The 25,653-nt window shown below is 65.0% G+C and carries 30 protein-coding genes and 1 tRNA gene; 15 read left to right on the top strand and 16 right to left on the bottom strand.

Features of this window, described 5'->3' with window-relative positions; all coding sequences use genetic code 11:
• Together AC1RPL_RS03060 and AC1RPL_RS03055 are read left to right on the top strand one after the other, a co-directional pair.
• On the top strand, positions 1-390 hold the full coding sequence (locus tag AC1RPL_RS03060; protein WP_493067781.1) for a hypothetical protein: 390 nt from the start codon (positions 1-3) through the stop codon (positions 388-390).
• Between the two features lie 187 nt (positions 391-577).
• Complete coding sequence (locus tag AC1RPL_RS03055) at positions 578-844, top strand: GlsB/YeaQ/YmgE family stress response membrane protein (protein WP_493067780.1); 267 nt, start codon at positions 578-580, stop codon at positions 842-844.
• Positions 845-1,090: 246 nt separating this feature from the next.
• On the opposite strand, the gene AC1RPL_RS03050 is transcribed toward AC1RPL_RS03055, so the two are convergent.
• A tRNA-Arg gene (locus AC1RPL_RS03050) sits at positions 1,091-1,167 on the bottom strand.
• 58 nt (positions 1,168-1,225) lie between these two features.
• Here AC1RPL_RS03050 and AC1RPL_RS03045 point away from each other — a divergent pair.
• The 4 genes from AC1RPL_RS03045 (at position 1,226) to AC1RPL_RS03030 (ending at position 4,691) form a co-directional block, all read left to right on the top strand.
• Positions 1,226-1,975, top strand: a complete 750-nt coding sequence (locus tag AC1RPL_RS03045; RefSeq protein WP_493067779.1) for a queuosine precursor transporter — start codon at positions 1,226-1,228, stop codon at positions 1,973-1,975.
• Between the two features lie 4 nt (positions 1,976-1,979).
• A complete protein-coding gene (locus AC1RPL_RS03040; RefSeq protein WP_493067778.1) occupies positions 1,980-2,330 on the top strand; it encodes a hypothetical protein in 351 nt (116 codons plus the stop codon).
• A gap of 51 nt (positions 2,331-2,381) precedes the next feature.
• Positions 2,382-3,212 carry an alpha/beta hydrolase gene (locus tag AC1RPL_RS03035; RefSeq protein ID WP_493067777.1) on the top strand — a complete coding sequence of 277 codons (831 nt, stop codon included), beginning with the start codon at positions 2,382-2,384 and terminating at the stop codon, positions 3,210-3,212.
• A 147-nt stretch (positions 3,213-3,359) separates the two neighbouring features.
• Entirely contained in the window at positions 3,360-4,691 is a 1,332-nt protein-coding gene (locus AC1RPL_RS03030; RefSeq protein WP_493067776.1) for a methyl-accepting chemotaxis protein, read from the top strand.
• Between the two features lie 142 nt (positions 4,692-4,833).
• On the opposite strand, the gene purQ is transcribed toward AC1RPL_RS03030, so the two are convergent.
• The 6 genes from purQ to AC1RPL_RS03000 form a co-directional block, all read right to left on the bottom strand.
• Positions 4,834-5,499: a phosphoribosylformylglycinamidine synthase subunit PurQ gene (purQ, locus tag AC1RPL_RS03025; protein ID WP_493067775.1), complete on the bottom strand. Its 666-nt coding sequence runs from the start codon at positions 5,497-5,499 to the stop codon at positions 4,834-4,836.
• Positions 5,496-5,726, bottom strand: coding sequence for a phosphoribosylformylglycinamidine synthase subunit PurS (purS, locus tag AC1RPL_RS03020; protein WP_493067774.1), 231 nt, complete (start codon positions 5,724-5,726; stop codon positions 5,496-5,498). The genes purQ and purS overlap by 4 nt, the downstream gene beginning before the upstream one ends.
• Before the next feature lie 132 nt (positions 5,727-5,858).
• The gene (gene purC / locus AC1RPL_RS03015) at positions 5,859-6,638 is read right to left on the bottom strand and encodes a phosphoribosylaminoimidazolesuccinocarboxamide synthase (RefSeq protein WP_493067773.1); all 780 of its coding nucleotides are present in this window, start codon (positions 6,636-6,638) and stop codon (positions 5,859-5,861) included.
• A gap of 102 nt (positions 6,639-6,740) precedes the next feature.
• Positions 6,741-7,694 carry a DUF4349 domain-containing protein gene (locus AC1RPL_RS03010; protein ID WP_493067772.1) on the bottom strand — a complete coding sequence of 318 codons (954 nt, stop codon included), beginning with the start codon at positions 7,692-7,694 and terminating at the stop codon, positions 6,741-6,743.
• Between the two features lie 122 nt (positions 7,695-7,816).
• Positions 7,817-8,731 (bottom strand): hypothetical protein, encoded by a 915-nt coding sequence (locus tag AC1RPL_RS03005; RefSeq protein ID WP_493067771.1) that lies wholly within the window; start codon positions 8,729-8,731, stop codon positions 7,817-7,819.
• 181 nt (positions 8,732-8,912) lie between these two features.
• Entirely contained in the window at positions 8,913-9,236 is a 324-nt protein-coding gene (locus AC1RPL_RS03000; protein WP_493067770.1) for a UrcA family protein, read from the bottom strand.
• A gap of 117 nt (positions 9,237-9,353) precedes the next feature.
• Here AC1RPL_RS03000 and AC1RPL_RS02995 point away from each other — a divergent pair, with 117 nt between their 5' ends.
• Positions 9,354-10,283, top strand: coding sequence for a LysR substrate-binding domain-containing protein (locus tag AC1RPL_RS02995; protein ID WP_493067769.1), 930 nt, complete (start codon positions 9,354-9,356; stop codon positions 10,281-10,283).
• A gap of 67 nt (positions 10,284-10,350) precedes the next feature.
• Here AC1RPL_RS02995 and AC1RPL_RS02990 read toward each other — a convergent pair whose 3' ends face one another.
• The 3 genes from AC1RPL_RS02990 to AC1RPL_RS02980 all read right to left on the bottom strand — a co-directional run bounded on the left by AC1RPL_RS02990 (position 10,351) and on the right by AC1RPL_RS02980 (position 12,795).
• Complete coding sequence (locus AC1RPL_RS02990; protein ID WP_493067768.1) at positions 10,351-10,974, bottom strand: outer membrane protein; 624 nt, start codon at positions 10,972-10,974, stop codon at positions 10,351-10,353.
• A 411-nt stretch (positions 10,975-11,385) separates the two neighbouring features.
• Positions 11,386-12,264: a hypothetical protein gene (locus AC1RPL_RS02985; RefSeq protein WP_493067767.1), complete on the bottom strand. Its 879-nt coding sequence runs from the start codon at positions 12,262-12,264 to the stop codon at positions 11,386-11,388.
• Positions 12,265-12,639: 375 nt separating this feature from the next.
• Positions 12,640-12,795 carry a hypothetical protein gene (locus AC1RPL_RS02980; protein ID WP_493067766.1) on the bottom strand — a complete coding sequence of 52 codons (156 nt, stop codon included), beginning with the start codon at positions 12,793-12,795 and terminating at the stop codon, positions 12,640-12,642.
• Positions 12,796-13,123: 328 nt separating this feature from the next.
• Here AC1RPL_RS02980 and parC point away from each other — a divergent pair, with 328 nt between their 5' ends.
• Entirely contained in the window at positions 13,124-15,364 is a 2,241-nt protein-coding gene (gene parC / locus AC1RPL_RS02975) for a DNA topoisomerase IV subunit A (RefSeq protein WP_493067765.1), read from the top strand.
• 162 nt (positions 15,365-15,526) lie between these two features.
• Positions 15,527-17,143 (top strand): putative bifunctional diguanylate cyclase/phosphodiesterase, encoded by a 1,617-nt coding sequence (locus AC1RPL_RS02970; protein WP_493069071.1) that lies wholly within the window; start codon positions 15,527-15,529, stop codon positions 17,141-17,143.
• Here AC1RPL_RS02970 and AC1RPL_RS02965 read toward each other — a convergent pair.
• The 4 genes from AC1RPL_RS02965 to AC1RPL_RS02950 all read right to left on the bottom strand — a co-directional run bounded on the left by AC1RPL_RS02965 (position 17,113) and on the right by AC1RPL_RS02950 (position 20,187).
• Positions 17,113-18,303 (bottom strand): CCA tRNA nucleotidyltransferase, encoded by a 1,191-nt coding sequence (locus AC1RPL_RS02965; protein WP_493067764.1) that lies wholly within the window; start codon positions 18,301-18,303, stop codon positions 17,113-17,115. The two genes, AC1RPL_RS02970 and AC1RPL_RS02965, sit on opposite strands and share 31 nt — an antisense overlap.
• Positions 18,291-18,881 (bottom strand): CoA pyrophosphatase, encoded by a 591-nt coding sequence (locus AC1RPL_RS02960; protein ID WP_493067763.1) that lies wholly within the window; start codon positions 18,879-18,881, stop codon positions 18,291-18,293. Before AC1RPL_RS02960 ends, AC1RPL_RS02965 begins: the two co-directional genes overlap by 13 nt.
• Positions 18,878-19,444, bottom strand: coding sequence for a DUF1285 domain-containing protein (locus AC1RPL_RS02955; protein ID WP_493067762.1), 567 nt, complete (start codon positions 19,442-19,444; stop codon positions 18,878-18,880). The genes AC1RPL_RS02960 and AC1RPL_RS02955 overlap by 4 nt, the downstream gene beginning before the upstream one ends.
• Positions 19,445-19,665: 221 nt before the next feature.
• Entirely contained in the window at positions 19,666-20,187 is a 522-nt protein-coding gene (locus tag AC1RPL_RS02950) for a GNAT family N-acetyltransferase (protein ID WP_493067761.1), read from the bottom strand.
• Between the two features lie 179 nt (positions 20,188-20,366).
• Here AC1RPL_RS02950 and AC1RPL_RS02945 point away from each other — a divergent pair, with 179 nt between their 5' ends.
• Positions 20,367-20,741 (top strand): dihydroneopterin aldolase, encoded by a 375-nt coding sequence (locus AC1RPL_RS02945; protein ID WP_493067760.1) that lies wholly within the window; start codon positions 20,367-20,369, stop codon positions 20,739-20,741.
• 43 nt (positions 20,742-20,784) lie between these two features.
• On the opposite strand, the gene AC1RPL_RS02940 is transcribed toward AC1RPL_RS02945, so the two are convergent.
• On the bottom strand, positions 20,785-21,399 hold the full coding sequence (locus tag AC1RPL_RS02940; protein ID WP_493067759.1) for a hypothetical protein: 615 nt from the start codon (positions 21,397-21,399) through the stop codon (positions 20,785-20,787).
• 452 nt (positions 21,400-21,851) lie between these two features.
• Here AC1RPL_RS02940 and AC1RPL_RS02935 point away from each other — a divergent pair, with 452 nt between their 5' ends.
• The 5 genes from AC1RPL_RS02935 to AC1RPL_RS02915 all read left to right on the top strand — a co-directional run bounded on the left by AC1RPL_RS02935 (position 21,852) and on the right by AC1RPL_RS02915 (position 24,956).
• A complete protein-coding gene (locus AC1RPL_RS02935; protein WP_493067758.1) occupies positions 21,852-22,529 on the top strand; it encodes an energy transducer TonB in 678 nt (225 codons plus the stop codon).
• An 81-nt stretch (positions 22,530-22,610) separates the two neighbouring features.
• Positions 22,611-23,372, top strand: a complete 762-nt coding sequence (locus AC1RPL_RS02930; RefSeq protein ID WP_493067757.1) for a MotA/TolQ/ExbB proton channel family protein — start codon at positions 22,611-22,613, stop codon at positions 23,370-23,372.
• A gap of 90 nt (positions 23,373-23,462) precedes the next feature.
• Positions 23,463-23,939, top strand: a complete 477-nt coding sequence (locus AC1RPL_RS02925) for an ExbD/TolR family protein (RefSeq protein ID WP_493067756.1) — start codon at positions 23,463-23,465, stop codon at positions 23,937-23,939.
• 28 nt (positions 23,940-23,967) lie between these two features.
• Complete coding sequence (locus tag AC1RPL_RS02920) at positions 23,968-24,393, top strand: ExbD/TolR family protein (RefSeq protein WP_493067755.1); 426 nt, start codon at positions 23,968-23,970, stop codon at positions 24,391-24,393.
• A gap of 197 nt (positions 24,394-24,590) precedes the next feature.
• Positions 24,591-24,956, top strand: coding sequence for a tetratricopeptide repeat protein (locus tag AC1RPL_RS02915; RefSeq protein ID WP_493067754.1), 366 nt, complete (start codon positions 24,591-24,593; stop codon positions 24,954-24,956).
• Positions 24,957-25,048: 92 nt separating this feature from the next.
• On the opposite strand, the gene dcd is transcribed toward AC1RPL_RS02915, so the two are convergent.
• A complete protein-coding gene (gene dcd, locus AC1RPL_RS02910; protein ID WP_493067753.1) occupies positions 25,049-25,600 on the bottom strand; it encodes a dCTP deaminase in 552 nt (183 codons plus the stop codon).
• Positions 25,601-25,653 lie beyond the last annotated feature (53 nt).

The raw sequence follows: 25,653 nt of genomic DNA, 5'->3' as shown, positions 1-25,653 counted from the left end.
ATGGCTGACGCGCGCGCCCGGACTTCCACGCTCGAATGGATCGCCGCCGCGATCGGCCTGGCGCTGCTCCTGTTGGTCACATTCGTGATCGGCCGCGAGGCATTGCAGGGCGAAAGTCACCAGCCACCATCGATCGTGGTGGAGGCGAAGCGGGTCGTCGCGACCGATCGCGGCTTCCTGGTCGAATTCGAGGCGGCCAACCGCACGAGCGGCACGGCGGCGGCCGTGTCGATAGAGGGCGTGCTTACCAAAGGGGCCGTTTCGGAGACGGCGACCGCGACGCTCGACTATGTGGCCGGAAATGCGGCGACGAGGGGTGGGCTGTTCTTCGCGCACGATCCGCGCAAGGGCCGGTTGCAGCTTCGCGCCCTGGGCTACCAGGCTCCGTGACAGTCACGGCCCTCCCGCCTGGCTCTCTTCGTGTGCGCCGTGCGTTCGGGTGCACTGAATCTCGGGGGCACTGCGGCGCGCAAAGGCGCGAGATATCTGCCTTGGGCGCGTCGGCGAGCGTTGCGGCCGCGGAACAAAGCTGATCTCTGCGGATTGCTCTTTCCAGTCTAGGACAGGGAGAGTTGCAGTGGGTTGGATTATCGCATTGATCGTCGGCGGCGTTGCCGGCTGGCTCGCGAGCATGGTGATGGGCCGCAATGCCTCGATGGGCATCGTCCTCAATATCGTTGTCGGCTGTGTAGGCTCAGTCATAGGCAATTGGCTGTCCGGTCCGCTCTTCGGCGTCCGGGGAAGCGTGCAGGAGTTCTCACTGACCGGGTTGATCATCGCGTTCGTCGGAGCCGTGGTGCTGCTCGGGATATTCAATCTGGTGCAGCGCAAGAGCGTTCGGTGAGCCTGAGCAGGCCGTCCAGATAAGTGAGGGGACTTCCCGCCGCGCCAGAACTCGGCCGTCGCGGGTGACGATCCCTCCGAGCAGGAAAGGGCCGACGATCACAGCGTCGATCCTTTCCCGGCTCACGAATCCAGGCGAAGCCCCCAGCTTGACCGCCAGCACCGGTGTCCGACCCCGGCTGGGCAGCTACCCATGCGTTACCTAGGCGGACGAGGAGTAGAACAGGAGGTCGTAGCCATTGAAAATTGGCGCGCCCGGCTGGATTCGAACCAGCGACCACGAGCTTAGAAGGCACGTGCTCTATCCAACTGAGCTACGGGCGCGCGCGGATCGCCCCTAGCGTGGATTGCAAGCCAGCGGAACCGCGATCATAAACGACGCATGATCCAGGGGGACCGGAAGCCGGCGCAGGTCGCCGCGAATTCGCTGCAGGGCGGCCAGTTCCGCTATTACGACTTCGTGATGGCCGCGTTCGTCGCGATCATCCTGCTGTCGAACGTGCTGGGCGCGGGGAAGGTCTCGCAGATATGGCTTCCCCTGTACAACGGCTATTGGCCGTTCGGCGCAGGCATCCTGTTCTTCCCCGTCTCCTATGTCATCGGCGACGTCCTGACCGAGGTCTACGGCTATGCCCGCGCCCGCCGGGTGATCTGGGCAGGCACCGGCGCGGTGCTGTTCATGGCGCTGATGGCTTGGGTCGTCGTCGCCCTTCCGCCTGCGCCGAGCTGGGGCAACCAGGCCGCATACGAGACGATCTTCGGCCAGGTGCCGCGCATCGTCCTCGCCTCTGTCTGCGCCTTCTGGGCCGGCGAGTTCGTCAACTCCTATGTCCTCGCGCGGATGAAGCTGTGGACCGGCGGCAAGATGCTGTGGACCCGAACCATCGGCTCGACGATCGCGGGCGAGGGCATCGACAGCCTGATCTTCTACCCGCTCGCCTTCCTCTTCGCCGAGGGCTGGACCACCACGCTCGTCATCCAGGTGCTCTTCACGCAATGGGCGCTCAAGGTCGCCTGGGAAGTGATCCTGACGCCCGTCACCTATATCGTCGTCGGCTTCCTCAAGCGCCGCGAAGGTGTCGACGTGTTCGACAAGGGTACGAACTTCACGCCCTTCGCCACCCGGGTCTGAACGCATGAGCCCGCTCCAGACGGTCAAGCTCTGGCTGGTGCATCACGTCGATCTCGCCAAGGATGCGCTCCACATCTATGTCGGGCTCGCGCTGTTCCTCGGCGCGGCGCTCGTCTTTCGCTGGCCGCTCCGGAGCTGGAAGCCCTGGGCCGTGGCGGGCGCCGTCGCGCTGCTCGGCGAGGCCTGGGATCTGCGCGACGCGATCGCCTATCACACGCGCATCGATCTGTGGGGCAATTGGAAGGACCTGTGGAACACGATGTTCTGGCCCAGCGCGCTGCTGGTCCTCGCGCGCACCACCCCCCTCTTTCCGGCGTGGCGCGAAGCGCCTGCGAATACCCGAAGGGGTAGCTGACGGCCCGCGCGAACGCTGGCATCCTTCCAGGCGAACCTTTGGGAGGGCAGCATGACCGCGACTACGGAAGAGACCTTCGGCAGCACCGGCCATGTGAACATCTTCCTGCGCGTCTGGCTGCCCGAGGACAGGCCGCGCGCCGTCGTCGTGATCTGCCACGGCTTCAACGCGCATGGCGGCCAGTATAAATGGGTCGCCGAACAGCTCGTCGCGCAGGGCTTCGCCGTATATGCGCCGGACTTGCGCGGGCGTGGGCGCTCGGACGGCGAGCGTTTCTATGTCGAGAATATCGGCGAATATACCGACGATCTCGGCGGCGCGGTGGCGATCGCCAAGTCGCGCCATCCGGGGCTCAAGACCTTCCTGCTCGGCCATAGCGCCGGCGGCGTCGTCGGCGCGACCTATGTGCTCGACAACCAGGCCGAGCTTGCCGGCTTCATCTGCGAGGATTTCGCGTATCAGGTGCCCGCACCCAGCTTCGCGCTCGCCGCGATCAAGGGACTCAGCCACATCGCGCCGCGTCTGGGCGTGCTCAAGCTCAAGAACGAGGATTTCTCGCGCGATCCCGCCCATGTCTCTGCGCTCGATGCCGATCCGTACATCAAGGACGAGGTTCAGCCTGCCGCGACCGTCGCCGCGCTGGTCCGCGCCGACGAGCGGCTGCACGACGAATTTCCGACGATCACCATTCCGTTGCTGATCCTGCACGGCACGGCGGATCGCGCGACTGTCTATCACGGCAGCGAGTTCTTCCAGAAGACCGCCGGATCGAACGACAAGACGCTCAAGCTCTACGAAGGTCATTATCACGATCTTCTCGCCGACCTCGGCAAGGAAAGCGTGATGGGCGACCTCCTCGAATGGGTCGAAGCACGAACGTAACGATTAGTTACGGACCATTTCGGATGCATTTGCGACTAATGGTTTCATTTTGATAGATAGTTGAGCTGGCGGCAAATTTTTCACGGGAAGACTCTATAAGGAGGGAATTGGCAACCATGTTGTTGCGCTCCCTGTGAGAGAATTTCCATGCAGTGGTTTACCGCCAACGCTCCCATCCGTCTCAAGCTGCTGATCGTCGTCATCGCGATGACCGTGCTCGTCGCGCTCACGCCGAATGCGCTGTTGATCGCGCCGGACAGCGCGATCTGGGTCGGCCTGCTCGCGACGCTCGTCGCGGCCGCCACGGGCCTGTGGTGCCGCCACGCGATCGCCACGCCCTATGTCACCACCGTTCTGCGCATGGAGGCACTTGCCGCCGGCGACCTCGACAGCCCGATCCAGTTCACCGAGTACAAGGACTGCGTCGGCCGGATGACCAAGGCGATGCACACCTTCCGTGACAATGCCCGGGCGCAGATCCGCGCGAACCAGGAAGCTGAAAAGCATGGCCAGATCGTCTGCGGGATGACCGCCAACCTGCGCAAGCTCGCCGAGGGCGATCTGACCGCCGATATCGCCGAGGACTATCCCGCCGCTTATGCCGGCCTGCGCAACAACTTCAACGACGCGCTCGCCTCGCTGCGCACGCTGCTCGGCGCGGTGACCGACAGCACCGCCGCGATCCGCAGCGGCTCGGGCGAGATCGCCCAGGCGTCGGAGACGCTCGCGCGCCGCACCGAAGCAAATGCCGCCAGCCTCGAAGAGACCACCGCGGCGATCAGCCAGATGAACGAGCGCCTGCGCGCCACTGCCGAAGCCGCGGGCCGCACGGTCGCGCGTGCCGATGGCGCCACCGCCACGGTTTCGGGCGGCCGCCAGGTCGTCGACGAGGCGGTGCAGGCGATGAACCGCGTCAATGACAGCGCCAAGGGCATCGACAGCGTGATCGAGGGCCTCGACAAGATCGCCTTCCAGACGCGAGTCCTCGCGATGAACGCCGCGGTCGAAGCCGGCCGCGCCGGCGAGGCGGGCCGCGGCTTCGCAGTCGTCGCCGACCTGGTTAGCGCGCTCGCGATGCGGGCGGAAGAGGAAGCCGGCCGCGCCCGCGAACAGCTCACCGCCACCCAGGTCGATATCGTCGCGGCGGTGGAGATGGTCGAGAAGGTCGATGGCGCGCTCGCCAACATCTCGGGCGATGTGAACGGCGTCCACGAACTGCTCAACCAGATGGCCGCCGACAACCAGGCCCAGTCGTCCGCGATCAGCGAGATCAGCAGTGCGATCGGCACGATGGACCAGTCGACTCAGCAGAACGCCGCGATGGTCGAAGAGACCTCGGCCGCCGCGCGCAACCTGACCACCGAAGTCGCGATGCTTGCCGAGCAGGCTGCGCGTTTCCGGACCGCGGCCGGCAAGCGGCCCTTGTCCTTCCCGGCGCCCGGCCTAGCCGCGTCGTCGCTCGGCGCCGCGATGCACTGATCCGGATTCCCGGTTGATTCCAACCCTAGTTCCGGTCCCGTGTCGGGTCCACCGCGCCGCGAGCACTTGTGTCGCGCGTGCGGCTGGGCGGGCCCCGGAGCGAGTCCGGGGCGAGGGATGTCGGAAATCCGAAAAGCCTGGCTTAAGCCACGGCCTCGAGCAGGCCCTCGAACATCCGGCGCCCGTCGGTGCCGCCATGCGCGGCTTCGATGCGGCGCTCGGGATGCGGCATCATGCCCAGCACGTTGCCGGCCTTGTTGAGGACGCCGGCGATGTTGCGGGCGGAGCCGTTGATATCGGCGGCATAGCGGAACGCCACCCGGCCTTCGCCTTCGAGTGCGTCGAGCGTCGCGTCATCGGCGAAGTAGTTGCCGTCGTGATGCGCCACGGGGATCGTGATCTGCTCGCCCGCGCTATAGCCCGAGGTGAAGATCGACTGCGAATTGTCGACCGTCAGCGGCACGTCGCGGCACACGAAGTTGAGGCCTGAATTGCGCATCAGCGCGCCGGGCAGCAAACCGGTCTCGGTCAGCACCTGGAAGCCGTTGCAGATGCCGATCACCGGCATGCCCTTTTCGGCCGCCTCGACCACCGCGCGGACCACCGGCGAGCGCGCCGCGATCGCGCCGCAGCGCAGGTAATCGCCATAGGAGAAGCCGCCGGGCAGGGCGATCAGGCCCAGCCCCTGGGGGAGCTCGCTCTCGCCGTGCCACACCATGGCCGGCTTGACGCCCGTCACCGCTTCCAGCGCGACTGCGATGTCGCGATCGCAGTTGGAGCCCGGAAAGACGATGACTGCGGTCTTCACAGCTTTTCCACCCGGTAATTCTCGATGACGGTGTTGGCGAGCAGCTTGCGGCACATCTCGTCGATGGCCTCGTCGCTGGTGCCGTCTGCGAGCTCGAGCTCGAAGATCTTGCCGGCGCGAACGTCCTCGACGCCCTCGAAACCGAGGCCGCCCAAAGCGTGCTGGATGGCCTTGCCCTGGGGGTCGAGCACGCCGTTCTTCAAGGTGACGATGATGCGGAGCTTCATGGGCAGGGCCTATGGCCTCGCCAGTTCATGATCGCAATCCGAAAATTGGCGCGTAGCGATGTTCGTATGGCGCTCGCTGCTCCCCTCCCTGCAAGGGAGGGGACATGCCGACATGTCGAACGGCAAGAAAGCTTACTTCCCGCGCCGCTTCCGGTGGCTCTCGAGGTCCAGCACCGCCGAATCCTCGCCCTCCGGGAACAGGCCGAGCCGGCGCGCGACTTCCTGATAGGCTTCGACTTCGCCGCCCAGGTCGCGCCGGAAGCGGTCCTTGTCGAGCTTCTCGCCGGTGGTCATGTCCCACAGGCGGCAACCGTCCGGGCTGATCTCGTCGGCCAGGATGATGCGGCTATAGTCATTGTCCCAGATCCGGCCGAACTCGAGTTTGAAGTCGACCAGGCGGATGCCGATGCCGGCGAACAGGCCCGACAGGAAGTCGTTCACGCGGATGGCCATGTCGGCCATGTCGTGCAGCTCTTCCTGGCTCGCCCAGCCGAAGCACAGGATGTGCTCGTCGGTGACCAGCGGGTCGCCGAGTGCGTCGTCCTTGTAGTAATATTCGACGATCGTGCGCGGCAGCGGGGTGCCTTCCTCGATGCCGAGCTTCTTGGCCAGGCTGCCGGCGACGACGTTGCGCACCACGACTTCGATCGGCACGATCTCGACCTGGCGGATCAGCTGCTCGCGCATGTTGAGGCGGCGGATGAAGTGCGTCGGGATGCCGATGCCGGCGAGCAGCGTGAAGATGTGCTCGCTGATCCGGTTGTTGAGCACGCCCTTGCCGTTGATCGTGCCCTTTTTCTGGGCGTTGAAGGCAGTTGCGTCGTCCTTGAAATACTGAATCAAGGTGCCGGGCTCCGGACCCTCGTAGAGGATCTTTGCCTTGCCTTCGTAGATCTGCCGGCGGCGTGCCATCGGGTGTTCGTTCCCCTGGAAAGTCATTGCCCCGGCGGCACGGGAAATCCGCGCGTGCCGGGGCGAGAGGCGCGCTATACCCAATGGGTTCCGGGGGCGCAATCAGGCATCCTCGTCAACCGGTGCCAAACCGGCACTTCGCCATTTTCGGACGAGCGGCCGGGCGAGCCACGCCGCGATCCCGCCAAGGATCAGCCAGGGCAGCACGAAGATCGCCAGCAGCAACAGGGTGCGTGCGGCGCCGGCGATCACCGCGCCCGATTGCACCACCGCGTCGCCGATCTGGCCGAAGAATCCCTGCCGGCTCGGCGCGGCCACCGGCGCGGTGACCGGCGTGTAGCCGAGAGTGAAGTCCGAATAGGCGACGCGGCCCTGCAGTTCGCCCATCCAGCCCTTGGCCTGGTCGAGCTCCTCCTGCGCCTGCGCCACGCTGCGCTCGGCCTCGACCAGCTCGCTCACCCGCCCGGCGCGCCCGCGCAGCATCTCGGTGAGGCGCGACACCAGGATCTCGCGCTGGCGGATCCGCGCGCCGGTATCGACCAGGTCCTTGGAGACGTCCTCCGCCGAGATCTGGGTATCGACCGCGCGCCCGCCCGCATCGCCGACCAGCCGGGTGAAGTCCGCCGACACCTTCTGCGCAAGCATGCTGGCCACCCGCAGCTTCAGGCTCGCCTGGGAAACGCCGTCATCGTTGCTCGCACGCTGCATCGAGACGAGCTGGCAGCGCGGCCCCAGCCTGTTGCACAAGTCCAGATGCGCCTGCTGCGCCCTGGCGATCGCGCCTGCGGGAAGCCGATAGCCGAGCGTGTAGCTGTACGCGATCTGCGGCACGCTGACCGGGATCGCGGCGGTCGCCGGCATCGGCTCGCTGACACTCGGTGGCTGGACCAGCGCCGGCGAGGGCGGTGGCTCGGGGATATCATAGGTGGCCAGCGGCTCGGCTTCCTTGCGGACATAATGCGGCTCCGATCCGAGCAACATCATGCATGCGCCCACCGCGACGATCGCCGCCAGGCTGCCGCTGCCCAGCAACACCCAGCGATTCGGCCTCTGCATCGCATCTCTCCCCGAATATATATATGTTATAACATTACATAATTGAGGCGAAATGCAAGCGGGGAGGCGGATGCCGTTCCCGCTTGCCGAAAGATCCGTGCGCACAAGCCCGTGCCGGGGCCTCAATGCGCGTGCTCATCCTCGTCGTCGCGGGAGAACCAGCGCTGGATCAGGTTGCGGTTGTCGCCCCGCGGCCGATGCTCATGCCCGCCATTGTGCACCTCGTCATAGCCGTCCTCGCGGCGCGGCTCGGCATCGGGGCCCACGGCGCGGCCATGGATGATCCAGCGCAGCAGCAGCACCACCGCCAGCATCAGCAGGCACCAGGGCCCGACGCTGGCGAGCACCTGGACGAGCTGGGCGACCGAATTCTCCAGCGTCGCGCCGGCGGTGTGGAAATTCGCCTCGGACGAACCGAGCCCGGTCAGCGCGCTGCTCGATTCATACGTGAACAGCATCGGCGCATTGGCCAGCGTCTGGCCCTGGCTGGCCTCGACTTCGGCGATGGTGGAAAGCGCGTTCTGCAGGCGGGCGGCACGCGCCTGGCCTTCGGGCGTGGCGCTGCTGCGGGCGTTCTGGAGCTGGTCCTGCAGCCGCTTGATCACGGCGACGCTCCGTGCCGTGGCCGTGGAATCGGTGCCGCTGATCTCGGTGTCGGTGAGCACGCCGTAAGCGGTCGCCACATTCGCGGTCACGGCATCGCCGAACTTGCGCGCAATGGACGGATCGATGCGGATGGTCAGCACCGCGCGGGTCTTGTTGCCGTCGTCGACGCGGTAGCGCATCGCCAGGATGCGGCAGCGTGCCGGGCCCATCCGGTCGCAGGCATCGGCATTGGACTGGAGCACGCCCTTCACCTTGGCGCCCGGCAGGCGATAGGCATAGCGATAGTCGAAGCCGGTGCCGGTCGAGGCAAAGGCCTCGGCATTGGCCGCCGACGTGAATTCTGACTGGCCCTTGGCATCCGCCGGAGCGCGATTGATGTCGTCGCATCCTGCGAGCAGCGCAAGCGCCGCCAATGCCCAAACGACTCGCATCGGTATCTCCCTGTTCCTTGCCCAAGGAGTAACCATTTTTTGTGACGGCCCCAAACTGTCAGGATTGCACCGGTCATCCCTTTTCGGGAAATCGCACAGGGGCATCAGCTCGGCTTATGGATAAAAGGAAATGGCGGGCGGCGTTGCAGGCCGCCCGCCTCTTCGCCGTCCGAGGGATCGATCAGGGATTGGCGGAGATCTGGACGGTAGCGCCGCCGCGCTGGGCCAACGCCTGCTGGCGGGCCTCGACGATCTGCTGGCGGACCAGCGCCTGGCAGCGCAGCGCTTCGGGCGCCGGAGTCAGATAGCCGGGCCGCTCCGCCGGGCAGACCTGGTCGACCGCACGGGCGAGGCGCTGGTCGAGCGTCGCGCGGTCCGCGGTGCGGGCCAGGTCGAGATCGGCATAGGAAACGCGTACGCTGGCTTCGGTCTGCTGGGCCTTGGCGGCCAGCGGGATCGCTGCCGGCGAAAGGATCAGGGCGAGGGCGATCAGGGACTTCATCATGGCCAATTCCTCTTGGGTCGACGCGCCATGTTCGGCACCCAGTCCATCTGCGCCCGAACCCGCCGCCGGGCCAACAAATCCTTGGCAATGACACATAAGCCATGCTTATAAGAAACAATGCGCCGCCTTCCGCCTCTCGCCGCCGTCCGCGTCTTCGAGGCCGCCGCGCGCCACGCCAATTTCACCCGCGCCGCGGAAGAGCTGGGGATGACCCAGGCGGCGGTGAGCTATCAAATGAAGCTGCTTGAGGAGCGAGTGGGAGCGCCGCTGTTCGCGCGCAGCGGGCGCGGCATCATGCTCACCGATCTCGGCCGCCGGATCGCGCCCCAGATCACCACTGCCTTCGATGCGATGGGCGATGCCTTCGCCGCGGTGCATGCCGAAAGCGAAAGCGTGATGCGGATCACCGCGCCGCGCACGCTGGCGACCAACTGGCTGGCGGCGCGGATCGGATCGTTCCAGCTCGCCTGGCCCGAACTGGCCGTGCGCCTGCACGTCGGCGACGAGATGGTCGATCTCCTTGCGGGCGAAGCCGATATCGCAATCCGTGGTGCGCCGGGGCCGATGCCCGGTCTTGTCTGCCATTTCCTGATGCGCATGCCGTTCGCGCCCTTCGCCAGCCCCGCCTTGCTCGCGAAACACCCGCCGGTACGCACGCCAACCGACCTGCTCGCGCTGCCGCGGCTATCTTCTCGCGACGACTGGTGGGATCTGTGGTTCGCCGCCGCGATGGGGAAGGCGCCCGAAGTTGATCAGAACGCCGGTATCCGCTTCGATTCGCAGATCCTCGACGGCAGCGCCGCGATCGCGGGGCATGGCGTCTCCATCCTCAGCCCGCCGATGTGGCTGTCGGCGATCGCCTCCGGCCAGCTTGTCCAGCTTTTGCCCCAGGCAGCGCATTATCGGAACAGCTTCTGGCTGATGTATGCCGAGAGCAAGCGCAACCAGCCCAAGATCCGCGCCTTTCGCGACTGGCTGCTCGCGGAAGTAAAAGCCTCGATGGGCGAGGACCCCCACGGCGCGCTGGTGCCGCCAGCGGGGTTCTGAGCCTCAGTCTCCGCTGGTGAACAAAGAAAGGATGGGGACGGGGGCAAGCCCGTCCCCATGCAGTGAATCAGAACCGCACGCCCACGCCGGTCAGCAACTGATGCCGATCCGTGTTCGGCTGATAGTCCTCGTCATAGCGCGTATAGCGATACTCGGCCTTGGCATAGACGTTGCGCGTAAGCTTCTGCTCGATGCCCGCGCCCACGCGCACCCCGGAATCGTTGTTGTTGCCGTAATAGGTGCCGCCACCGCTCGGCTGGACACGATAGGCTTGGTCCGCCCAGCCGGCCTTGGCGAAGATCAGCGTCTTCGGGCTCACCGCATAGCCGATCCGCGCCGACACATCCATGTCGTGCGCCGCGCTGATCTTGAAGGTGTCCGTAACCGCCGGCAGATAGGGTCCGACCCGGGTGTGGCCCGCGACCATCCAGCCCACGCCGGCTTCGAGGCCCAGCGTGACGCGCTTGCCGATGGCCAGATCATAGCCCAGGGCGCCGCCGACGCGCATGCCGGTCAGTTCACTGCCATAGACGGCATCGTCGCCGCTCTGGTCGACGCCGATGGTGATTTCCGCGCGCGGGCCGGCAAAGGCCTTGGCGGGCGCTTCCTGCTGGTCGGCTTCCTGGGCAAAGGCAGTGTTCGCGCCGACAAGGCAAGTCGCGGCGGCCAGGAGCAAAATAGTCTTGGGCATTTTTGCTTACTTTCGTTCGTGTTCCCCTGTGTTTCGGAGACGGAACGGTTCCGGCGATCCCGTAATAGCCTGTGAAAAATTATCGCGTCCAGGAAGGACTATCGGGTGGGCCGCGGCAGGGTAAGAATTAAGGCATGGATTGTGGCGGTATGGCGACCAGAAGGCGAGCGCCTGCCCTAATTCTATCTCGTCAAACCTGCCCAGTACCTGGATTGACCGGGAGGCAGGCAAGAGGCTCGAGGCTGTTCGGGATGCGCAGTGGACCCCGGCACAATAGGCCGGGGTGTCGATGATATTGTGTCGGGGAAGCCTGTGTCGCAGACTTACGAACGGCCCGTCGGCAAACGCGCCTTCAGTAATTTATATGCCGACGAATCCAGCGCTTCACGGGGTCGCGCTAGAGGCAACCTCCTAACGCGTGCCAGGATGAACGATATTTGTTAGGTCACCTTCGACAAGTTTCCTACCGTTATGGCAGGCAAAAATACTTAAATAGAAATCATGCTCTCCCGTCCATGGCATGAGCGTCATATCGATGCCCACCCCTCTAACTTTATCTTTAATTACATTTAAAATAGCCGAATCTTCTGGGTCCATTCCCGCCACAACGCCTCTGCCGTAATAAAGCTGATAATATGGCGATTGCACAATTTCTGGGCTAAGTTTTATAGTCCTGGTTCGATTTGCTAGGTGATTCTGCCGAATCACATTGGTGATCTGGTTGGCGATGGCACTGTTGATGCTATTCTCGGCCGACATTCCGTCGACGCTTTCACACCAAAAAACGTCGATGGCGTACGGTGAATTTGGGGACGATATGCCATTTCGCTTCGTATCCCGTAGCTGGGCCACTTTGCTGGCCGCCTCGCGACGTTTCTTATCACTCGCTTCGGCGACAGGGAGGTGCGCCTGTAGGCGTGCAACGCTTTCAAGCACCTTAGCAGCCAAATCATTTGAGATGCAGACGCGCTTCATCTCTTCAGAGAAATCAGGATAAATCCACTTAAGAAAAGTATTTTTTTCGCACCCTCGTCTTTCAACGCGCATTTTTAGCGCGCTAATGCGCTCGGTTACCCACGGCGCTTGCACGTCAAGGGAATTAAGATCGGCCTGCACCTTATCGATGTAGTCGCTCTCGGCCTTTGCCACACTGTCCTTGTACGTTGACCCGCAAACAATGGCAGTAAGTACTGCACACGCAAGAAGCAGTAGAGTGTTCAGCGAGCCAAGTTTGAACGGGAAACGCCGCCCCTTCACGTATGCGTCTTCGTCTTTCGCCCGCATACTCATTTAGATTCGCCCCCTCCGCCCCTCCGGGCTAATCAAACATCTTAACAAATGCCAGCTGAATGGTGCTACCCTGGTGCAAACTCCAGACAGGCATTGTGCAAAAAAGATCCAAGATCGCCTCAAGGCGCCCCATCGATAATTTATGTGCGCAACCCTATTGCCCATAATGTTGCACCGTCAGCTTTTAGGCGGCCGCCGCTTGCCAATGAATGTCAAGAAGAGGGTCGGCATCCATCGCGGTGCCGACTGCTATCAACGCAGCTATCGTGCTCGGCCCACCAAAACTGGTCAGTCCGTTTCCCACCCAATCTCGGCCGTTCAGCCTTCGTGCTCAAAGCGGCCGTCCATGGGGCACGCCCCAATATCGATCCGTCCTCAGGCGTCCGGAGATTCGATGATCCGCCTGAACGCCTCGGGCTCCTGCGCAGCGGCCTTCTTGACCGCCTCTTCGAAGGACGCGCCCATCTTGTCCTCCCGCTGGAATACCGCGCGCACTCGCGCGAAATCTTCCTTGTTCGCTCGCTTGGCCATATCGCCTCGGTAATGTTGTAAACCCGGGCTGGGCTGGAAATCGATAAAGTATAGCACTGGTAATGTAGGAAATGTTCTGCTTTGGTTCCGAAATGGCTCTTTGCTCCGAACCCGCGTCCCGATCCCTTGGCTGCGCCGGCCTCCTCACGCACGTAAGGGAGTCAAGGGATACAACTTTTTTCGGCGGACGCTTCACTAAAATCATGAAAAAGCAGCCGCTTAGCCATTCAACCCTTTGGTTGAATATCGGAATGCCCAACCATCTGGTTGAATGTCGCGATCGCCCGGCTTGGCGCTTTGCTTCGGCTGCTGCTATCCGGGGCGGGAAATGACCCTGGATACCGATCTCGCCGAGCCCGGCACGCCTTCCGACGTTCCCTTCGATAGCGCGCTTTCCGAGCGCTACCTCGTCTATGCGCTCTCCACGATCACGGCCCGCTCGCTGCCCGATGTCCGCGACGGGCTGAAGCCGGTCCACCGCCGCCTGCTCTGGGCGATGCGGCTACTCCGCCTCGATCCCGCCTCGGGCTACAAGAAATGCGCCCGCGTCGTCGGCGACGTCATCGGTAAATACCACCCGCATGGCGACCAGTCGGTCTATGACGCCATGGTCCGCCTCGCCCAGACCTTTGCGCTGCGCTACCCGCTTGTCGACGGCCAGGGCAATTTCGGCAATATCGACGGCGATAACGCCGCTGCCTACCGGTACACCGAGGCGCGGCTGACCCAGGTCGCCATCGACCTGATGGACGGGCTCGACGAGAATGCCGTCGATTATCGCCCCACGTACAACGGCGAAGACGAGGAGCCCGAGCTTTTCCCGGGCCTGTTCCCGAACCTGCTCGCCAATGGCGCCGCCGGCATCGCCGTCGGCATGGCAACCAGCATCCCGCCGCACAACGCCGCCGAGCTGATGAACGCCGCAGTGGCGCTGATCGACAATCCGGCGGCGAACGTCCTCGATTACGTCCAGGGCCCGGATTTCCCGACCGGCGGCATCGTCGTCGACAGCCCGGCCTCGATCGCCGAATCCTACACCACCGGCCGCGGCGGTTTCCGGGTGCGGGCGAAGATCGAGAAGGTGACCGAGAAGGGCGGCGGCTGGCACCTCGTCGTCACCGAGATCCCCTATGGCGTCCAGAAGGGCAAGCTGATCGAGGGGATCGCCGATCTCATCAACGACAAGAAGCTGCCGATCCTGGGCGACGTCCGCGACGAGAGCGCCGAGGATATCCGCATCGTCCTCGAGCCGCGCAGCCGCACTGTGGTCGCCGAGGACCTGATCAACAGCCTCTACCGCCTCTCGGATCTCGAGACGCGCGTGTCGCTCAACCTCAATGTGCTCGACAAGCACCGCACGCCGCGGGTGATGAGCCTGCAGGAGGCCTTGCTCGGCTGGATCGAGCATCAGTTCGTGGTGCTCCGCCGCAAGTCCGAGCATCGCCTTGCCAAGATCGCCGACCGGCTGGAGCTGGTCGCGGGCTATATCATCGCCTTTCTGAACCTCGACCGGGTGATCCACATCATCCGCACCGAGGATGAGCCCAAGCCGGTGATGATCGCCGAGTTCCAACTCACCGACCGCCAGGCCGAGGCGATCCTCAACATGCGGCTGCGCAGCTTGCGCCGGCTCGAGGAAATGGAGCTGAAGCGCGAACAGGACGCGCTAGAGAAGGAAAAGGCCGAGCTCGAGACGTTGCTGTCCTCCGAAGCCCGCCAGCGGACCCGGATGAAGCGCGATCTCGGCAAGATGATCGAGCGCTATGGGCCGGAGACGGTGCTGGGCAAGCGCCGCACCGTGGTCGAGGAAGCGGCGCCGGCGCGCGAGATCCCGCTCGAGGCGATGATCGAGCGCGAGCCGATCACCGTGATCCTCTCGGCGCGCGGCTGGATCCGGGCGATGAAGGGGCATGTCGAGGACCTGACGGGCGAGGCGCTGAAGTTCAAGGAAGGCGATGCGGCCTTCCTGGCCTTCCACGCCCAGACGACCGACAAGCTGCTCCTCGCAGCCGATAATGGCCGGTTCTACACGCTGGGGGCCGACAAGCTGCCGGGCGGGCGCGGATTCGGCGAGCCGGTGCGGCTGATGATCGACCTGGAGGGGGACCGCAACATCGTCGCCTTGCTGCCGGCGAGCACGGCGCCGCAACTGCTCGTGGCGGCGGACGATGGCCGCGGCTTCGTGGTCAAGGCCGAGGATGTGATCGCCGAGACGCGCAAGGGCAAGCAGGTGGTGACGCCGCGTGCCGGTGCGCATCTCAAGCTGGTCCGGCCGATCGGCGCGGAGGACGATGCGGTGGCGGCGGTCGGCGACAATCGCAAGCTGCTGGTCTTCCCGCTCTCCGAAGTCGCCGAGCTGGCGCGCGGGCAGGGGGTGCAGCTCCAGCGCTACCGCGACGGCGGGTTGAGCGACGTGCGGACCTTCAAGATGGTCGAGGGGTTGAGCTGGGCGATGGGCGGCGAGAGCGGCCGGACGCGTACCGAGACCGACCTCACGCCCTGGCGCGCGACGCGCGGTGCGGCGGGGCGGATGGCACCGAATGGCTTTCCGAGGGACAATCGTTTCTGATGCGGCACTAAACCGCTGTTGTTTCAGGCGGTTTTAACCAATCCGGGCTAGGGCCGAAGGGTGACGATGTTCGCCAGGTCGAGAAAGAGCCGAGTGGAGGCGCCGCTGCCCGTGCCGCAGCAGCCGGACCCGCTCGTCTTCGGCCCGGGCGCCTCGGCGATGATGCTCGACATGCTGCCGGTGCCGGCGGCGCTGATCGAGCTGCAGGAGCACGGCTTCGTCTTCGACGCGGTCAACCGCCCCTTCCGCCTCGCCGGGCTGGGCACCGTCGCCAGCGAATCGCCGCTGATCCGCCTGCTCGGGCCGCGGCTGCGCAAGTTCCTCGAATCCAACGACATGCAGTGCGAGATCAGCTGGCAGTTCGGCGAGGAAGTCGATTGCCGCCACTTCCGGGTGATGCTCGCCAAGCGCGCCGACCGCCGCGCCTTTCCCCGCTGCATGGTCACGCTGGTCGACCACACCTCCGAGCTGCGCACCGAGTACAGCCTGCGCCGCGAGATGGCGACCGACAGCCTGACCGGCCTGCCCAACCGCGCCGGCTTCTCCGACGCGCTCGAGCACGCCATTTCGCCCGACAACATCACCGATTTCGCCGTGCTGGTGGTCAATCTCGACCGGTTCAGCCGGGTCAATGCCTGCATGGGCGGCCTCGCCGGCGACGAGCTGCTGATCACCGTGGCCCGCCGGGTGAAGGGCGCGCTGCGCAGCCGCGACACGCTGGCCCGGATGGGCGGCGACGAGTTCGGCGTGCTGCTCACCCTCGACGAGGGGCCGAGCGACGCGCTCCACGTCGCCAAGCGCATCCAGGCGGCGCTCGCCAACCCGTTCCGCCTCTCCGACTTCGAGATCCGCGTCGATTGCTCGATCGGCATTGCGCTCGGTTCGGACAATGACGGCGATCCCGAAGACCTGGTCCGCAGCGCCCAGTTCGCCGTCAAGCGGGCGAAGAAGAGCGGCCGCACCGAGATCTACCAGGTGCACACCTTCGACATTGCCCGCGAGCAGTTCGGCATCGAGACGGAGCTGCGCCGAGCCATCGAGAATGGGCAGATGACGCTCTGCTACCAGCCGATCTGCGACCTCGCGACCGGCAAGATCACTTCGTTCGAGGCGCTGGCCCGCTGGACCAACGAGGAGGGCGTAGCCCTTTCTCCCAACGACTTCATCCCGGTCGCCGAGGAATCGGGCCTGATCATTCCGCTCGGCCGCTGGGCGATGGAAGAGGCGGCGCAAACGATTGCCGCCTGGGACCGGGCAGCGGGCGGCGATTGCGGCCTCAAGGTCGCGGTCAACCTCTCGGCGATCCAGCTGCAGCGCGATCATATCCCGGCGATGGTAAAGAGCGCGCTCGACCGGCACGGGGTGGAGGGCCGGCGCCTCACTCTGGAACTCACCGAGAGCGCCATCGTCACCGATCCGGACCGCATCGCCCAGACGATGAATGCATTGAAGGACCTGGGCGCCACGCTGGCGATGGACGATTTCGGCACGGGCTATTCCAATCTCGCCTACCTCCAGAAGCTGCCGATCGACCTGCTCAAGATCGACCGCAGCTTCGTCTCCGGCATGCTGGCCGACCGCGACAAGGTCGCGATCGTCCGCGCCATCCTCAGCCTCGCCCAGGCGCTCGGCATGCAGACCACCGCCGAGGGCATCGAGACCAACGAACTCGCCCAGACCCTTGCGGCGCTGGGCTGCACCTATGGCCAGGGCTTCCTCTATTCGCGCGCGCTGGAGCGCGAGGCAGCCTATGCGCTGTTCGCCGAGCGTAGCGCCTGAGCCACGGCCTGGTCGGCCAGGACCGACACGCGATCCTCGTCCGGAAAGCCCTCGGCGATCCAATCCCGTTCGACCTGCTTCATCAGCCGCGCCACTTCGGGTCCTGCCTTGACGCCGCGCGCGACGATCGCGCCGCCGTTGAGCGGGAAACGCGGGGGCTGCCAGTCGCGGATCTCCAGGGCATCGGCGATCGGGCGATCCGACAAAAGCAGCTGGTCGAGCGCAGTTTCCGCACCGACGCGATAGGCGACGGGGCGGGGCGCACCTTCGGGCCCGACCGCAGCAGCGACGAGGCGCCTGCGCTGGGCGTTTGACAATTTGAGCCGCGCGGCGATCCCGTCGGAAATCTCGGGATCCGGCGGTAGAAGCGCGGCGAGGCGGCGAATCGCACTGGGCGGAGCGTCCGCCTCGGCCTCACGCGCGGCGAGATGGGCAAAGCGGTCAGCCGAGGCGATCTCGGGCAGCACTGGCGCGAAAATGCCGCGCTCGATCATCAGCGCCACGACATCCACGGCGTCCCTGGTAACCAACAGCTTGAGCAGCTCGTCGGCGATGCGCTCCCGGCTGAGCGCCATCAGGTCCTTCGAGCGCGCCGTGCAGGCTTCGAGCGCCGCCGAATCGGCATGATCGCCGAAGCGCGCCAGGAAGCGGAAGAAGCGCAGGATGCGCAGGTGATCCTCGGCGATCCGCTGCAGAGGATCGCCGATGAAGCGGACGTGGCGCGCCTGGAGGTCGGCCAGGCCGCCGAAATAATCGAAGATCTCGCCCGTCTCGGGATCGGCATAAAGCGCATTCATCGTGAAATCGCGCCGCGCGGCATCCTCGCGCCAATCGTCGGTGAAGGCGACGGTGGCGCGGCGGCCGTCGGTGGAGACGTCGCGGCGCAGCGTGGTGACTTCGACCGGACCGCTTTCCAGCACCGCGGTGATCGTACCGTGCTCGATCCCGGTCGGCACGGCGCGGATGCGGGCGGCCTTGAGCAACTCGACCACGCGCTGTGGACTAAGCGGCGTCGCGACATCGACGTCGGAAACGGGAATGCCGAGCAACGTGTCGCGCACCGACCCTCCGACGAATCGCGCATCGCCCAGCACTTCGACCAGCTGTGCCAGCCCTTCGCGGTGGCGCCATTCGGCATCGGGCAGGATCATGCCGCCCATCGCAACCGCCGTGACAGATTGACCAGCATCGCCGCCGTTGCCCCCCATATCCGGCGATCCTGCCAGAGTATCTCGTAGTAGCGCCGCTCGTGGCCCTGATATTGCGCGACTTGCTGGCGCTGGTTGGTGGTGTCGAGCAGGAAGTCCAGCGGCACTTCGAAAACGCTGGCGACTTCGGCCTCGGACGGGGTGAGCTGCAGGTCGGGTGGGACCACGCCGATTACCGGGGTGACGACATAGTTGGTGACGGTGCGATAGCTGTCGGTCGTGCCGACGACCTGCACGGCGCTGGGCGGCAGCGCGATCTCCTCATGGGCCTCGCGTAGCGCCGCGCCGATCGGGCCGTCGTCCTCGGGGTCGATGCGTCCGCCCGGGAAGGCGACCTGGCCGGCGTGGCGGCGCAGCGTCTCGGTGCGCTGGGTGAGGATCACGCCGGGCGCGGCGCGATCGGTGACGGCGATCAGCACCGCGGCAGGATTGCCGATCACTGCGGGATCGAAGTCATAATGGTCGCCGGGAAGCAGCAACGGCGAATGATCCGCAGCGAGAGCGGTGCGCAGCCGATCGGCCAGGCTCATGCGGCGGGTTCCAGCGCGAAGAAGGCGCCGTTGCTCCACACGCCCGGCGGCACGCTGCCATTGGCGAGGGCGATCTCGGCCAGTTCATAATAGACACTGCGGTTGACCAGCGCCTCCAGGCCGGCGCGGACATGGAGATAGGGACGGGGGCCATCCTCGCGCTCCTCGAATCGCAACCCGTGCTCGGGGCCGGCGGTGACCAGGTCGCCGGTGTTGAGGCGGAAGGCCAGCTTCATCGCCTCGCCTTCGCCCTCGCGCTTCATCTCCACCGCGACGAAAGGCGCGTCCTCGATCTCGATGTCGAGCTTCTCGACCGGCGTGACCAGCACGAATCGGCCATCGGGTTCGCGGCGAAGAATCGTCGAGAACAGGCGGACCATCGGCAGACGGCCGATCGGCGAGCCCTGATGGAACCAGGTGCCGTCGCGGGCGATGCGCATGTCGCTATGCCCACAATGGCTGGGATTCCAGCTTTCGACCGGGGGCAGGCGATTCGCCTCGGCGAGTCGGGCGATCTCGGCGAGCGACAGGCTGGCGAAGTCGGGCGGGGGCGGGGAGGGCATCGATTCGCCTCAGTCTGCCAGCGCGGCGGGGCCGCGGAAGTTTACGAAACATACGCTACGGGGGGCCCGTTTTCCGGTTCCTGACAGTCCCTGCGAACGAAGGATGCGAAGGAAAGGCTGCGCGCGATCGGCCATGCCGAAAACCCAAGCAGACAAAATCCTACATTGGAAGGGGCTGCCGCTTATCTGTTCCCGGCAAAGGCCGGGAAGCCCGGCTTTATTCAGGCCGCCCGTCGAAGACGGGCTCCGACCATGCCCGGGCCGGCGGGGACGCCAGTGCCGCGGGCGAGCAGGCGGTGGGATTCGAACGGGCCCGGCAGGCGCCAGCAACCGGTCTTGTCCGCAGTGAAATCGAAGAAGCGGCCATAATATTCCGGATCGCCGATCAGCATCAGCGCATCGGCGCCCGGAAGGGACGAGCCATCGGCCGCTTCGAGCATGCGCTCCATCAGCATCCGGCCGATGCCGCCCTGCTGGCGATCGGGCTGGACCGCCACGGGGCCGACCATCACCATCGGCACGCTGCCTCCGCCATCGCATTCGAGCGCGACCGGCCAGCACTGGATCGAGCCGAGCAGGCTGCCATCCTCCGCCACTGCGGCGAAGCTGAGTTCGGGAACCGGCGAAGTGCCAAGGCGGACCTTGTACGCAGTGCGCGCGCGCCGGCTGGGTCCGAAAGCACGGTCGAGAAGCGTCTCGACGGCCTGGGGATCCACGGTTTCGAGCGGCAGCAATGCGATCACTTCATACATTCCCTTCATAACGCCCGACCGGCGGATCGGGGCCGCGCGAAATAGCGTCGATCGGCGCTTTCGCAACACTGAATATAATGCGGCGGGCCCCATGAGGGAGGGGCGGGGTTTCGCAGGCGCACGCATCTGCTATTGGCCGCGGCCTGTTTCCCCTGAAAGGCCCAGGCCACTTGCCCGATTCCCTGCAGCTCCAGGTGCACGACCTGGAAGTCGAACTCCTCACCGGCGTCTATTCGGAAGAGACGCACCTGCCGCAGCCGCTGCGCATCTCGGTGACGGTGGATATCGACCTGCCCGAGCGCTTCGAGCCGGACACGCCGCTCAAGGCGTCCAAGAACTATATGGACGTGAAGCACGCCGCGACCGACGCGCTGCCCAAGGACGTGCACTTCACGCTGGTGGAAGCGGTGGCCGAGCATATCTGCGACACGCTGTTCGTCGGCGACCCGCGCGTGCGCCTCGTCGAGGTGCGAATCGTCAAGCTGGCGATCGCGGAGCAGGGCGAATCGATCGGGATCACGCTGGTGCGCGGGCGAAAGGGCTGACCTTAAATCCTCCCCGAGCACGCTCGGGGAGGATTATTGAAAGTCAGGCACACGGCCCCAGCGCGCGCAGGACATAGGAATAGTCCTCCCGCGCCCGCGCGGCGTTCTGGGCATCATCCGACTCGACAGCTTCCGCCGGCAGGCTGCGCGGCAAGCCGCAGGCCAGGCGATACCAGAGGAAGGTGTTCGCGCTCGGCGCGCCGGCCGAATCGTCGACAATGTCTCCCAATGAGACACTCCAGCGCGGCGTCTCGCCCGGGCGGCGCAGGACCTGGAGCGACACCGGCACGCCGCCGGCGGTCTGCAGGAAGACCTGGGTTTCGCCTTCGCCGGGCAGCGTGCCGGGGACGTGGAAGGCATTGCCGATGCCCGTGATCGCCGGCGGCGCATTGGAGGCCAGTGCGTCCTTCGTGATCGCGCGGACCTGTGCGTCGAGTTCGGGCGCCCAGGGCATCTGGCTCTGCGATCCGGTGAGCTGCACCATGCTGGGCCGGCTCGGCACGGGGCGGGCGAACAGCAGCACGCGCTGCTTGGCGAGCTTGGGCGCCTTGCCCTTGGTATTGAGCGGTACATCGGCCGTGTAGGTGATGCGCGAGGCCATCGCCTGGGTGCCCCGAATCAGGGCGGAAACGTCTGCCTCGACAAGGAAACGGGCCATGCCGGCGGCCAGGCCGGGTGATTCTTCGGCGCTCAGGCGATCCGCTTTGCGGATGCGGGCATCGATAATGAGCGGGGCCGTCGTCACTTGCTTCGCCAGGGTGGCGTAGCTGGGTAAGACAGCGACGGTTTGTGCCTGTGTTTGCTGGGGTTTAGCGGCTGCACCTAAGGGTGCGGCCAGCGCAATCGCGCAATAAAATATGGCTGAAGGGGTCCGGTTCATGCCGTTCGGATTACCGGATTGTAGATGAACGATATAGAAATAATTCTGCCATCGCCCGATTGTACGCCCTGTTTGTCCGACAAAGGGTTTGCGTCCCCCCGGTCCGCGCGATAGAGACTCGCCCGCTGCCGACTAGGACGCAATTAGCGCACGGCGGGCAGACTTGTGCACGGGTCGCGTATCCGGTCGCATGAGGATGCATGTCAGGATTAGAGGAGTGACGTTGCCGAATGGCTTACGCTGACCGGAATGTAAGTGGCAGTCGGGTCGTCGCGATCGTTTTGGTCGCGGTGATTGTGGCTGGCATGGGATATGCCTTCGTCACCGGCCTTGCTTATCAATATATCAAGAAGCAGGCTGAGAAGCTGAACACGTTCGACGTGCAGGAACCGCCGCCTCCGCCGGAGGAGATCCCGCCGCCGCCGCCGCCGCCGGATACCCCGGTGCCGCCGCCGCCGACGCAGATCGTGGCGCCGCCATCGTTGGTTCCGACGCCGCCCCAGCAGGCGACGTTCCCGACGTCGCCGACTATCCCGCCGAATCCGCCCACCACGGCTCCGCCGGCCCCGCCTGCTCCGCAGGTTCCGCCGCAGCCGCCCAGGCCGCCTGCGGTCGCCAAGAAGCTCACGCCGCGCGGTTCGCCGCAGAGCTGGGTCACGGACGATGACTATCCTGCCGCCGCGCTGCGCGCCGAGCAGGCCGGTACCGTTCGCTTCCGCCTCGATGTCGATGCGTCGGGCAAGGTGACCAACTGCACCGTGACGGGTTCGAGCGGCACGTCCGTGCTCGACACCACGGCTTGCAACCTTCTCAAGCGCCGCGCCCGGTTCAATCCGGCCGAGGATGCTGAAGGCAACAAGATCCCGGCTCCCTATAACGGCAGCTTCACCTGGAAGATTCCGTCCTAAGGCCGTGTGTTTGGCTGGCGCTCCCCGCGGGCGCGCCGGCACCTGTGGAAAAGCGCTATTTAGTTAGAGGAAAGAACCGAAATGCTCACGACCATTCTCGCCGCAGCGGCGCCCAAGGGCGATAACCCGTACGGCCTCATCCCGGCGCTCAAGGAAGGCGGCCTGATCTCGCAGACCGTGTTCGCGATCCTGGTGCTGATGCTCTTCGTCTCGCTCTACATCTTCTTCACCAAGATTTTCGAGCAGCAGAAGATCATCAACCAGGCCAAGCGCGTGCGCGCCGGCTTCTGGTCGGCTAACAGCCTGCGCGAAGGCGCGGCGAAGCTCGAGAAGAACTCGGCCTATCGCCAGATCGTCGACGACGGCCTCACCGCCCAGGACCAGTACAAGGAGCTCACCGATCCGGTTGAAGCCCATGACTGGCTGCACGGTTCGCTGTCGCGCTCGGAAGCGACCATCAACTCGGCGCTCAACGGCGGCCTGGCCTTCCTCGCGACCGTCGGCGCCACCGCACCGTTCATCGGTCTGTTCGGTACGGTTATCGGCATCTACCGCGCGCTCATCAAGATCGGCGCTGCCGGTCAGGCCTCGATCGACGCCGTTGCCGGCCCTGTCGGTGAAGCACTGATCATGACCGCGCTCGGTCTGGTCGTCGCCGTTCCGGCGGTGCTCGGCTACAACTTCCTGCAGCGTCGTAACAAGTCGATCGCGGAATCGCTGAATGCGTTCTCGAACGATGTGCTCGGCTACCTGGCTTCGGACGGCCGCGTCCGTCCGGTCGTCGCCAAGAAGGGCGCTGCTGCCAAGCCGGCTGCTACCGCCACGACTGCGCCGCGCGCCTGAGTTTAAGGACTGGGCCGCGTGCCGGATCGGTGCGCGGCCCGCTTCCTCCCGGGGTTTTCCCGGGAGCGGATAAGGATAGGATAACCCACAATGGCGATGAGCACAGGTGGCGGTGACGAAGGCTCCGCGATCTCGGACATCAACACCACGCCTCTCGTGGACGTGATGCTGGTGCTCCTGATCATCTTCCTCATCGCGGTTCCCGTGGTGATTCAGTCGGTCAAGCTGCAGCTCCCTAAGGTCGCGTTCGAGCCGACCACCACCAAGCCCGAGAACGTTTCGCTCTCGGTCACTGCCGAAGGCGGACAGTGCAAGGTCTTCTGGGGCATGACCCCGGTGACGAGCAAGGAGCTGGTCGATCGTGCGGTGGAGAAGCTCAAGAAGGAAATCGAGAAGCAGGGCGGCGTCAACGCTGCTGGCCTCGAGCTTCCCGAAGTGCATATCCGCGGTGACGTGAACACCCCGTATCGCTGCATCGGCGGCACGATCTTCGCCATGCAGATGGCGGGTTTCGTGAAGGTGGGCTTCATCTCCGAGCCCGAACCGGGTTCGAATGGCCACGTCTAACGCGCACCGTTTGTAAGGAGTCACATAAATGGCAATGAGCGGTGGCCGCGACGACGGCGAACCGATGATGGAACTGAACACGACGCCGCTTATCGACGTCCTGCTCGTTCTCCTCATCATGTTCATCATCACCATCCCGATCCAGACGCACGCGGTTAAGGTCGACCTTCCTCAGTCGAACCAGCCGACGAACAATCCGGTCGAGCCGGAGAAGAACAAGGTCTATATCGATGCGCAGGGCCAGGTTTACTGGAACAGCGCGCCGATCGACGACGTGACGCTTCGCCAGTATCTGGATCAGACGCTGCAAATCTCGCCCGAGCCGGAGCTGCACTTCCAGCCCGACCCGCAGGCGCGCTACGAAGTCGTCGACCGCGTTCTTGCGATCATCAAGCGCTCGAACGTGAACAAGCTCGGCTTTGTCGGCAACGAGCAGTATCGCAACGACTTCTGATCTGCTGCCCTTCGGGGCCGGATACGGAAACAGGAAAGGCGGTCCTTCGGGGCCGCCTTTTCTTTTGCGCCACGGCATCGGCGACCCCTCCTGACTGTAACATATCTCCGCTTGTGAAGGAGTCACGGAAGTGTAACACTAGTGCCTTCGAAGCGTCACAAAAGAGTCTCCGTGACGTAACAGAAGGAGTAAGCGTCATGCGCACCGCGCTCTTTGTCCTTGTCGCCGCCCCGTTCGCGCTCGCCGCGCTTCCCGCGCAGGCCCAGCGTGACAACGGGGACCCCGTCGCCAGTGCCGCGATCGTCCGCGGCGACCTTGATCAGGCGGAACGCCAGCTCACCGCCGAACTGCGCAGCAATCCGGGCGCACCCGAACTGCTGCTCAACCTCGCCGCTATCTATGCGCAGACCGGGCGCACCGCCGATGCCCGCACCCTCTATCGCCAGGTGCTGACGCAGAAGGATGTCGAGATGGATGTCGCTGCCAATCGCGTCAGCATGTCGCACGCGATCGCGAGCCAGGGGCTTCAACGCGTCAACGCGTTCCAGCTGACCTCGCGCTAAGCGCGCAACGCCGCACGGCCGCGTCCAGGCGCGGCCGACAGCGACAGACAGGGCGCCGGAGCCTCCGACGCCTTTTCCTTTGGATCAGGAAATCAGAGCCGGGGCAGGGTGACGCCGCGCTGGCCCATATATTTGCCCGCGCGATCGGCATAGCTGGTCTCGCAAGGCTGGTCGCCCTTCAGGAACAGGAACTGGCACGCGCCCTCGTTCGCATAGATCTTGGCGGGGAGCGGCGTGGTGTTCGAGAATTCCAGCGTGACATGGCCTTCCCACTCGGGCTCGAGCGGGGTCACGTTCACGATGATCCCGCAGCGCGCATAGGTCGACTTGCCCAGGCAGATGACCAGCGTGTCGCGCGGAATGCGGAAATATTCGACCGTGCGGGCCAGCGCGAAGCTGTTGGGCGGGATGATGCACACATCGGTCTTGCGATCGACGAAGCTGTTCGCGGCGAAGTCCTTCGGATCCACCACTGCCGAGTCGACATTGGTGAAGATCTTGAACTCGTCGGCGACGCGCGCGTCATAGCCATAGGAGCTGAGGCCGTAGCTGATGCAGCCTTCGCGGCGTTGCGCCTCGACAAAGGGCTCGATCATCCCGGTGGCAAGGGCGTGTTCGCGAATCCAGCGGTCTGAAAGGATCATGGCGAGGTTTTCGCCGGAAGCGCGCGCCGGGGCAAGCTGCTTGTCGGTCCGGC

It is taken from the genome of Sphingomonas sp. GW821-FHT12D09 (assembly GCF_058807215.1).
The sequence above is the reverse complement of the archived record's forward strand: the minus strand, read 5'-3'. Positions and strand labels throughout refer to the sequence as shown.

Excerpts from the sequence above, each read along its gene's own strand:
- AC1RPL_RS03060 (WP_493067781.1), top strand. The coding sequence starts at position 1 with ATGGCTGACGCGCGCGCCCGGACTTCCACGCTCGAATGGATCGCCGCC.
- AC1RPL_RS03045 (WP_493067779.1), top strand. The coding sequence starts at position 1,226 with ATGATCCAGGGGGACCGGAAGCCGGCGCAGGTCGCCGCGAATTCGCTG.
- AC1RPL_RS03040 (WP_493067778.1), top strand. The coding sequence starts at position 1,980 with ATGAGCCCGCTCCAGACGGTCAAGCTCTGGCTGGTGCATCACGTCGAT.
- AC1RPL_RS03035 (WP_493067777.1), top strand. The coding sequence starts at position 2,382 with ATGACCGCGACTACGGAAGAGACCTTCGGCAGCACCGGCCATGTGAAC.
- AC1RPL_RS03030 (WP_493067776.1), top strand. The coding sequence starts at position 3,360 with ATGCAGTGGTTTACCGCCAACGCTCCCATCCGTCTCAAGCTGCTGATC.
- purS (WP_493067774.1), bottom strand. The coding sequence starts at position 5,726 with ATGAAGCTCCGCATCATCGTCACCTTGAAGAACGGCGTGCTCGACCCC.
- purC (WP_493067773.1), bottom strand. The coding sequence starts at position 6,638 with ATGGCACGCCGCCGGCAGATCTACGAAGGCAAGGCAAAGATCCTCTAC.
- AC1RPL_RS03010 (WP_493067772.1), bottom strand. The coding sequence starts at position 7,694 with ATGCAGAGGCCGAATCGCTGGGTGTTGCTGGGCAGCGGCAGCCTGGCG.
- AC1RPL_RS03005 (WP_493067771.1), bottom strand. The coding sequence starts at position 8,731 with ATGCGAGTCGTTTGGGCATTGGCGGCGCTTGCGCTGCTCGCAGGATGC.
- AC1RPL_RS03000 (WP_493067770.1), bottom strand. The coding sequence starts at position 9,236 with ATGATGAAGTCCCTGATCGCCCTCGCCCTGATCCTTTCGCCGGCAGCG.
- AC1RPL_RS02995 (WP_493067769.1), top strand. The coding sequence starts at position 9,354 with ATGCGCCGCCTTCCGCCTCTCGCCGCCGTCCGCGTCTTCGAGGCCGCC.
- AC1RPL_RS02990 (WP_493067768.1), bottom strand. The coding sequence starts at position 10,974 with ATGCCCAAGACTATTTTGCTCCTGGCCGCCGCGACTTGCCTTGTCGGC.
- AC1RPL_RS02985 (WP_493067767.1), bottom strand. The coding sequence starts at position 12,264 with ATGAGTATGCGGGCGAAAGACGAAGACGCATACGTGAAGGGGCGGCGT.
- AC1RPL_RS02980 (WP_493067766.1), bottom strand. The coding sequence starts at position 12,795 with ATGGCCAAGCGAGCGAACAAGGAAGATTTCGCGCGAGTGCGCGCGGTA.
- parC (WP_493067765.1), top strand. The coding sequence starts at position 13,124 with ATGACCCTGGATACCGATCTCGCCGAGCCCGGCACGCCTTCCGACGTT.
- AC1RPL_RS02970 (WP_493069071.1), top strand. The coding sequence starts at position 15,527 with ATGCTCGACATGCTGCCGGTGCCGGCGGCGCTGATCGAGCTGCAGGAG.
- AC1RPL_RS02965 (WP_493067764.1), bottom strand. The coding sequence starts at position 18,303 with ATGGGCGGCATGATCCTGCCCGATGCCGAATGGCGCCACCGCGAAGGG.
- AC1RPL_RS02960 (WP_493067763.1), bottom strand. The coding sequence starts at position 18,881 with ATGAGCCTGGCCGATCGGCTGCGCACCGCTCTCGCTGCGGATCATTCG.
- AC1RPL_RS02955 (WP_493067762.1), bottom strand. The coding sequence starts at position 19,444 with ATGCCCTCCCCGCCCCCGCCCGACTTCGCCAGCCTGTCGCTCGCCGAG.
- AC1RPL_RS02940 (WP_493067759.1), bottom strand. The coding sequence starts at position 21,399 with ATGGCCCGTTTCCTTGTCGAGGCAGACGTTTCCGCCCTGATTCGGGGC.
- AC1RPL_RS02935 (WP_493067758.1), top strand. The coding sequence starts at position 21,852 with ATGGCTTACGCTGACCGGAATGTAAGTGGCAGTCGGGTCGTCGCGATC.
- AC1RPL_RS02930 (WP_493067757.1), top strand. The coding sequence starts at position 22,611 with ATGCTCACGACCATTCTCGCCGCAGCGGCGCCCAAGGGCGATAACCCG.
- AC1RPL_RS02925 (WP_493067756.1), top strand. The coding sequence starts at position 23,463 with ATGGCGATGAGCACAGGTGGCGGTGACGAAGGCTCCGCGATCTCGGAC.
- AC1RPL_RS02920 (WP_493067755.1), top strand. The coding sequence starts at position 23,968 with ATGGCAATGAGCGGTGGCCGCGACGACGGCGAACCGATGATGGAACTG.
- AC1RPL_RS02915 (WP_493067754.1), top strand. The coding sequence starts at position 24,591 with ATGCGCACCGCGCTCTTTGTCCTTGTCGCCGCCCCGTTCGCGCTCGCC.
- dcd (WP_493067753.1), bottom strand. The coding sequence starts at position 25,600 with ATGATCCTTTCAGACCGCTGGATTCGCGAACACGCCCTTGCCACCGGG.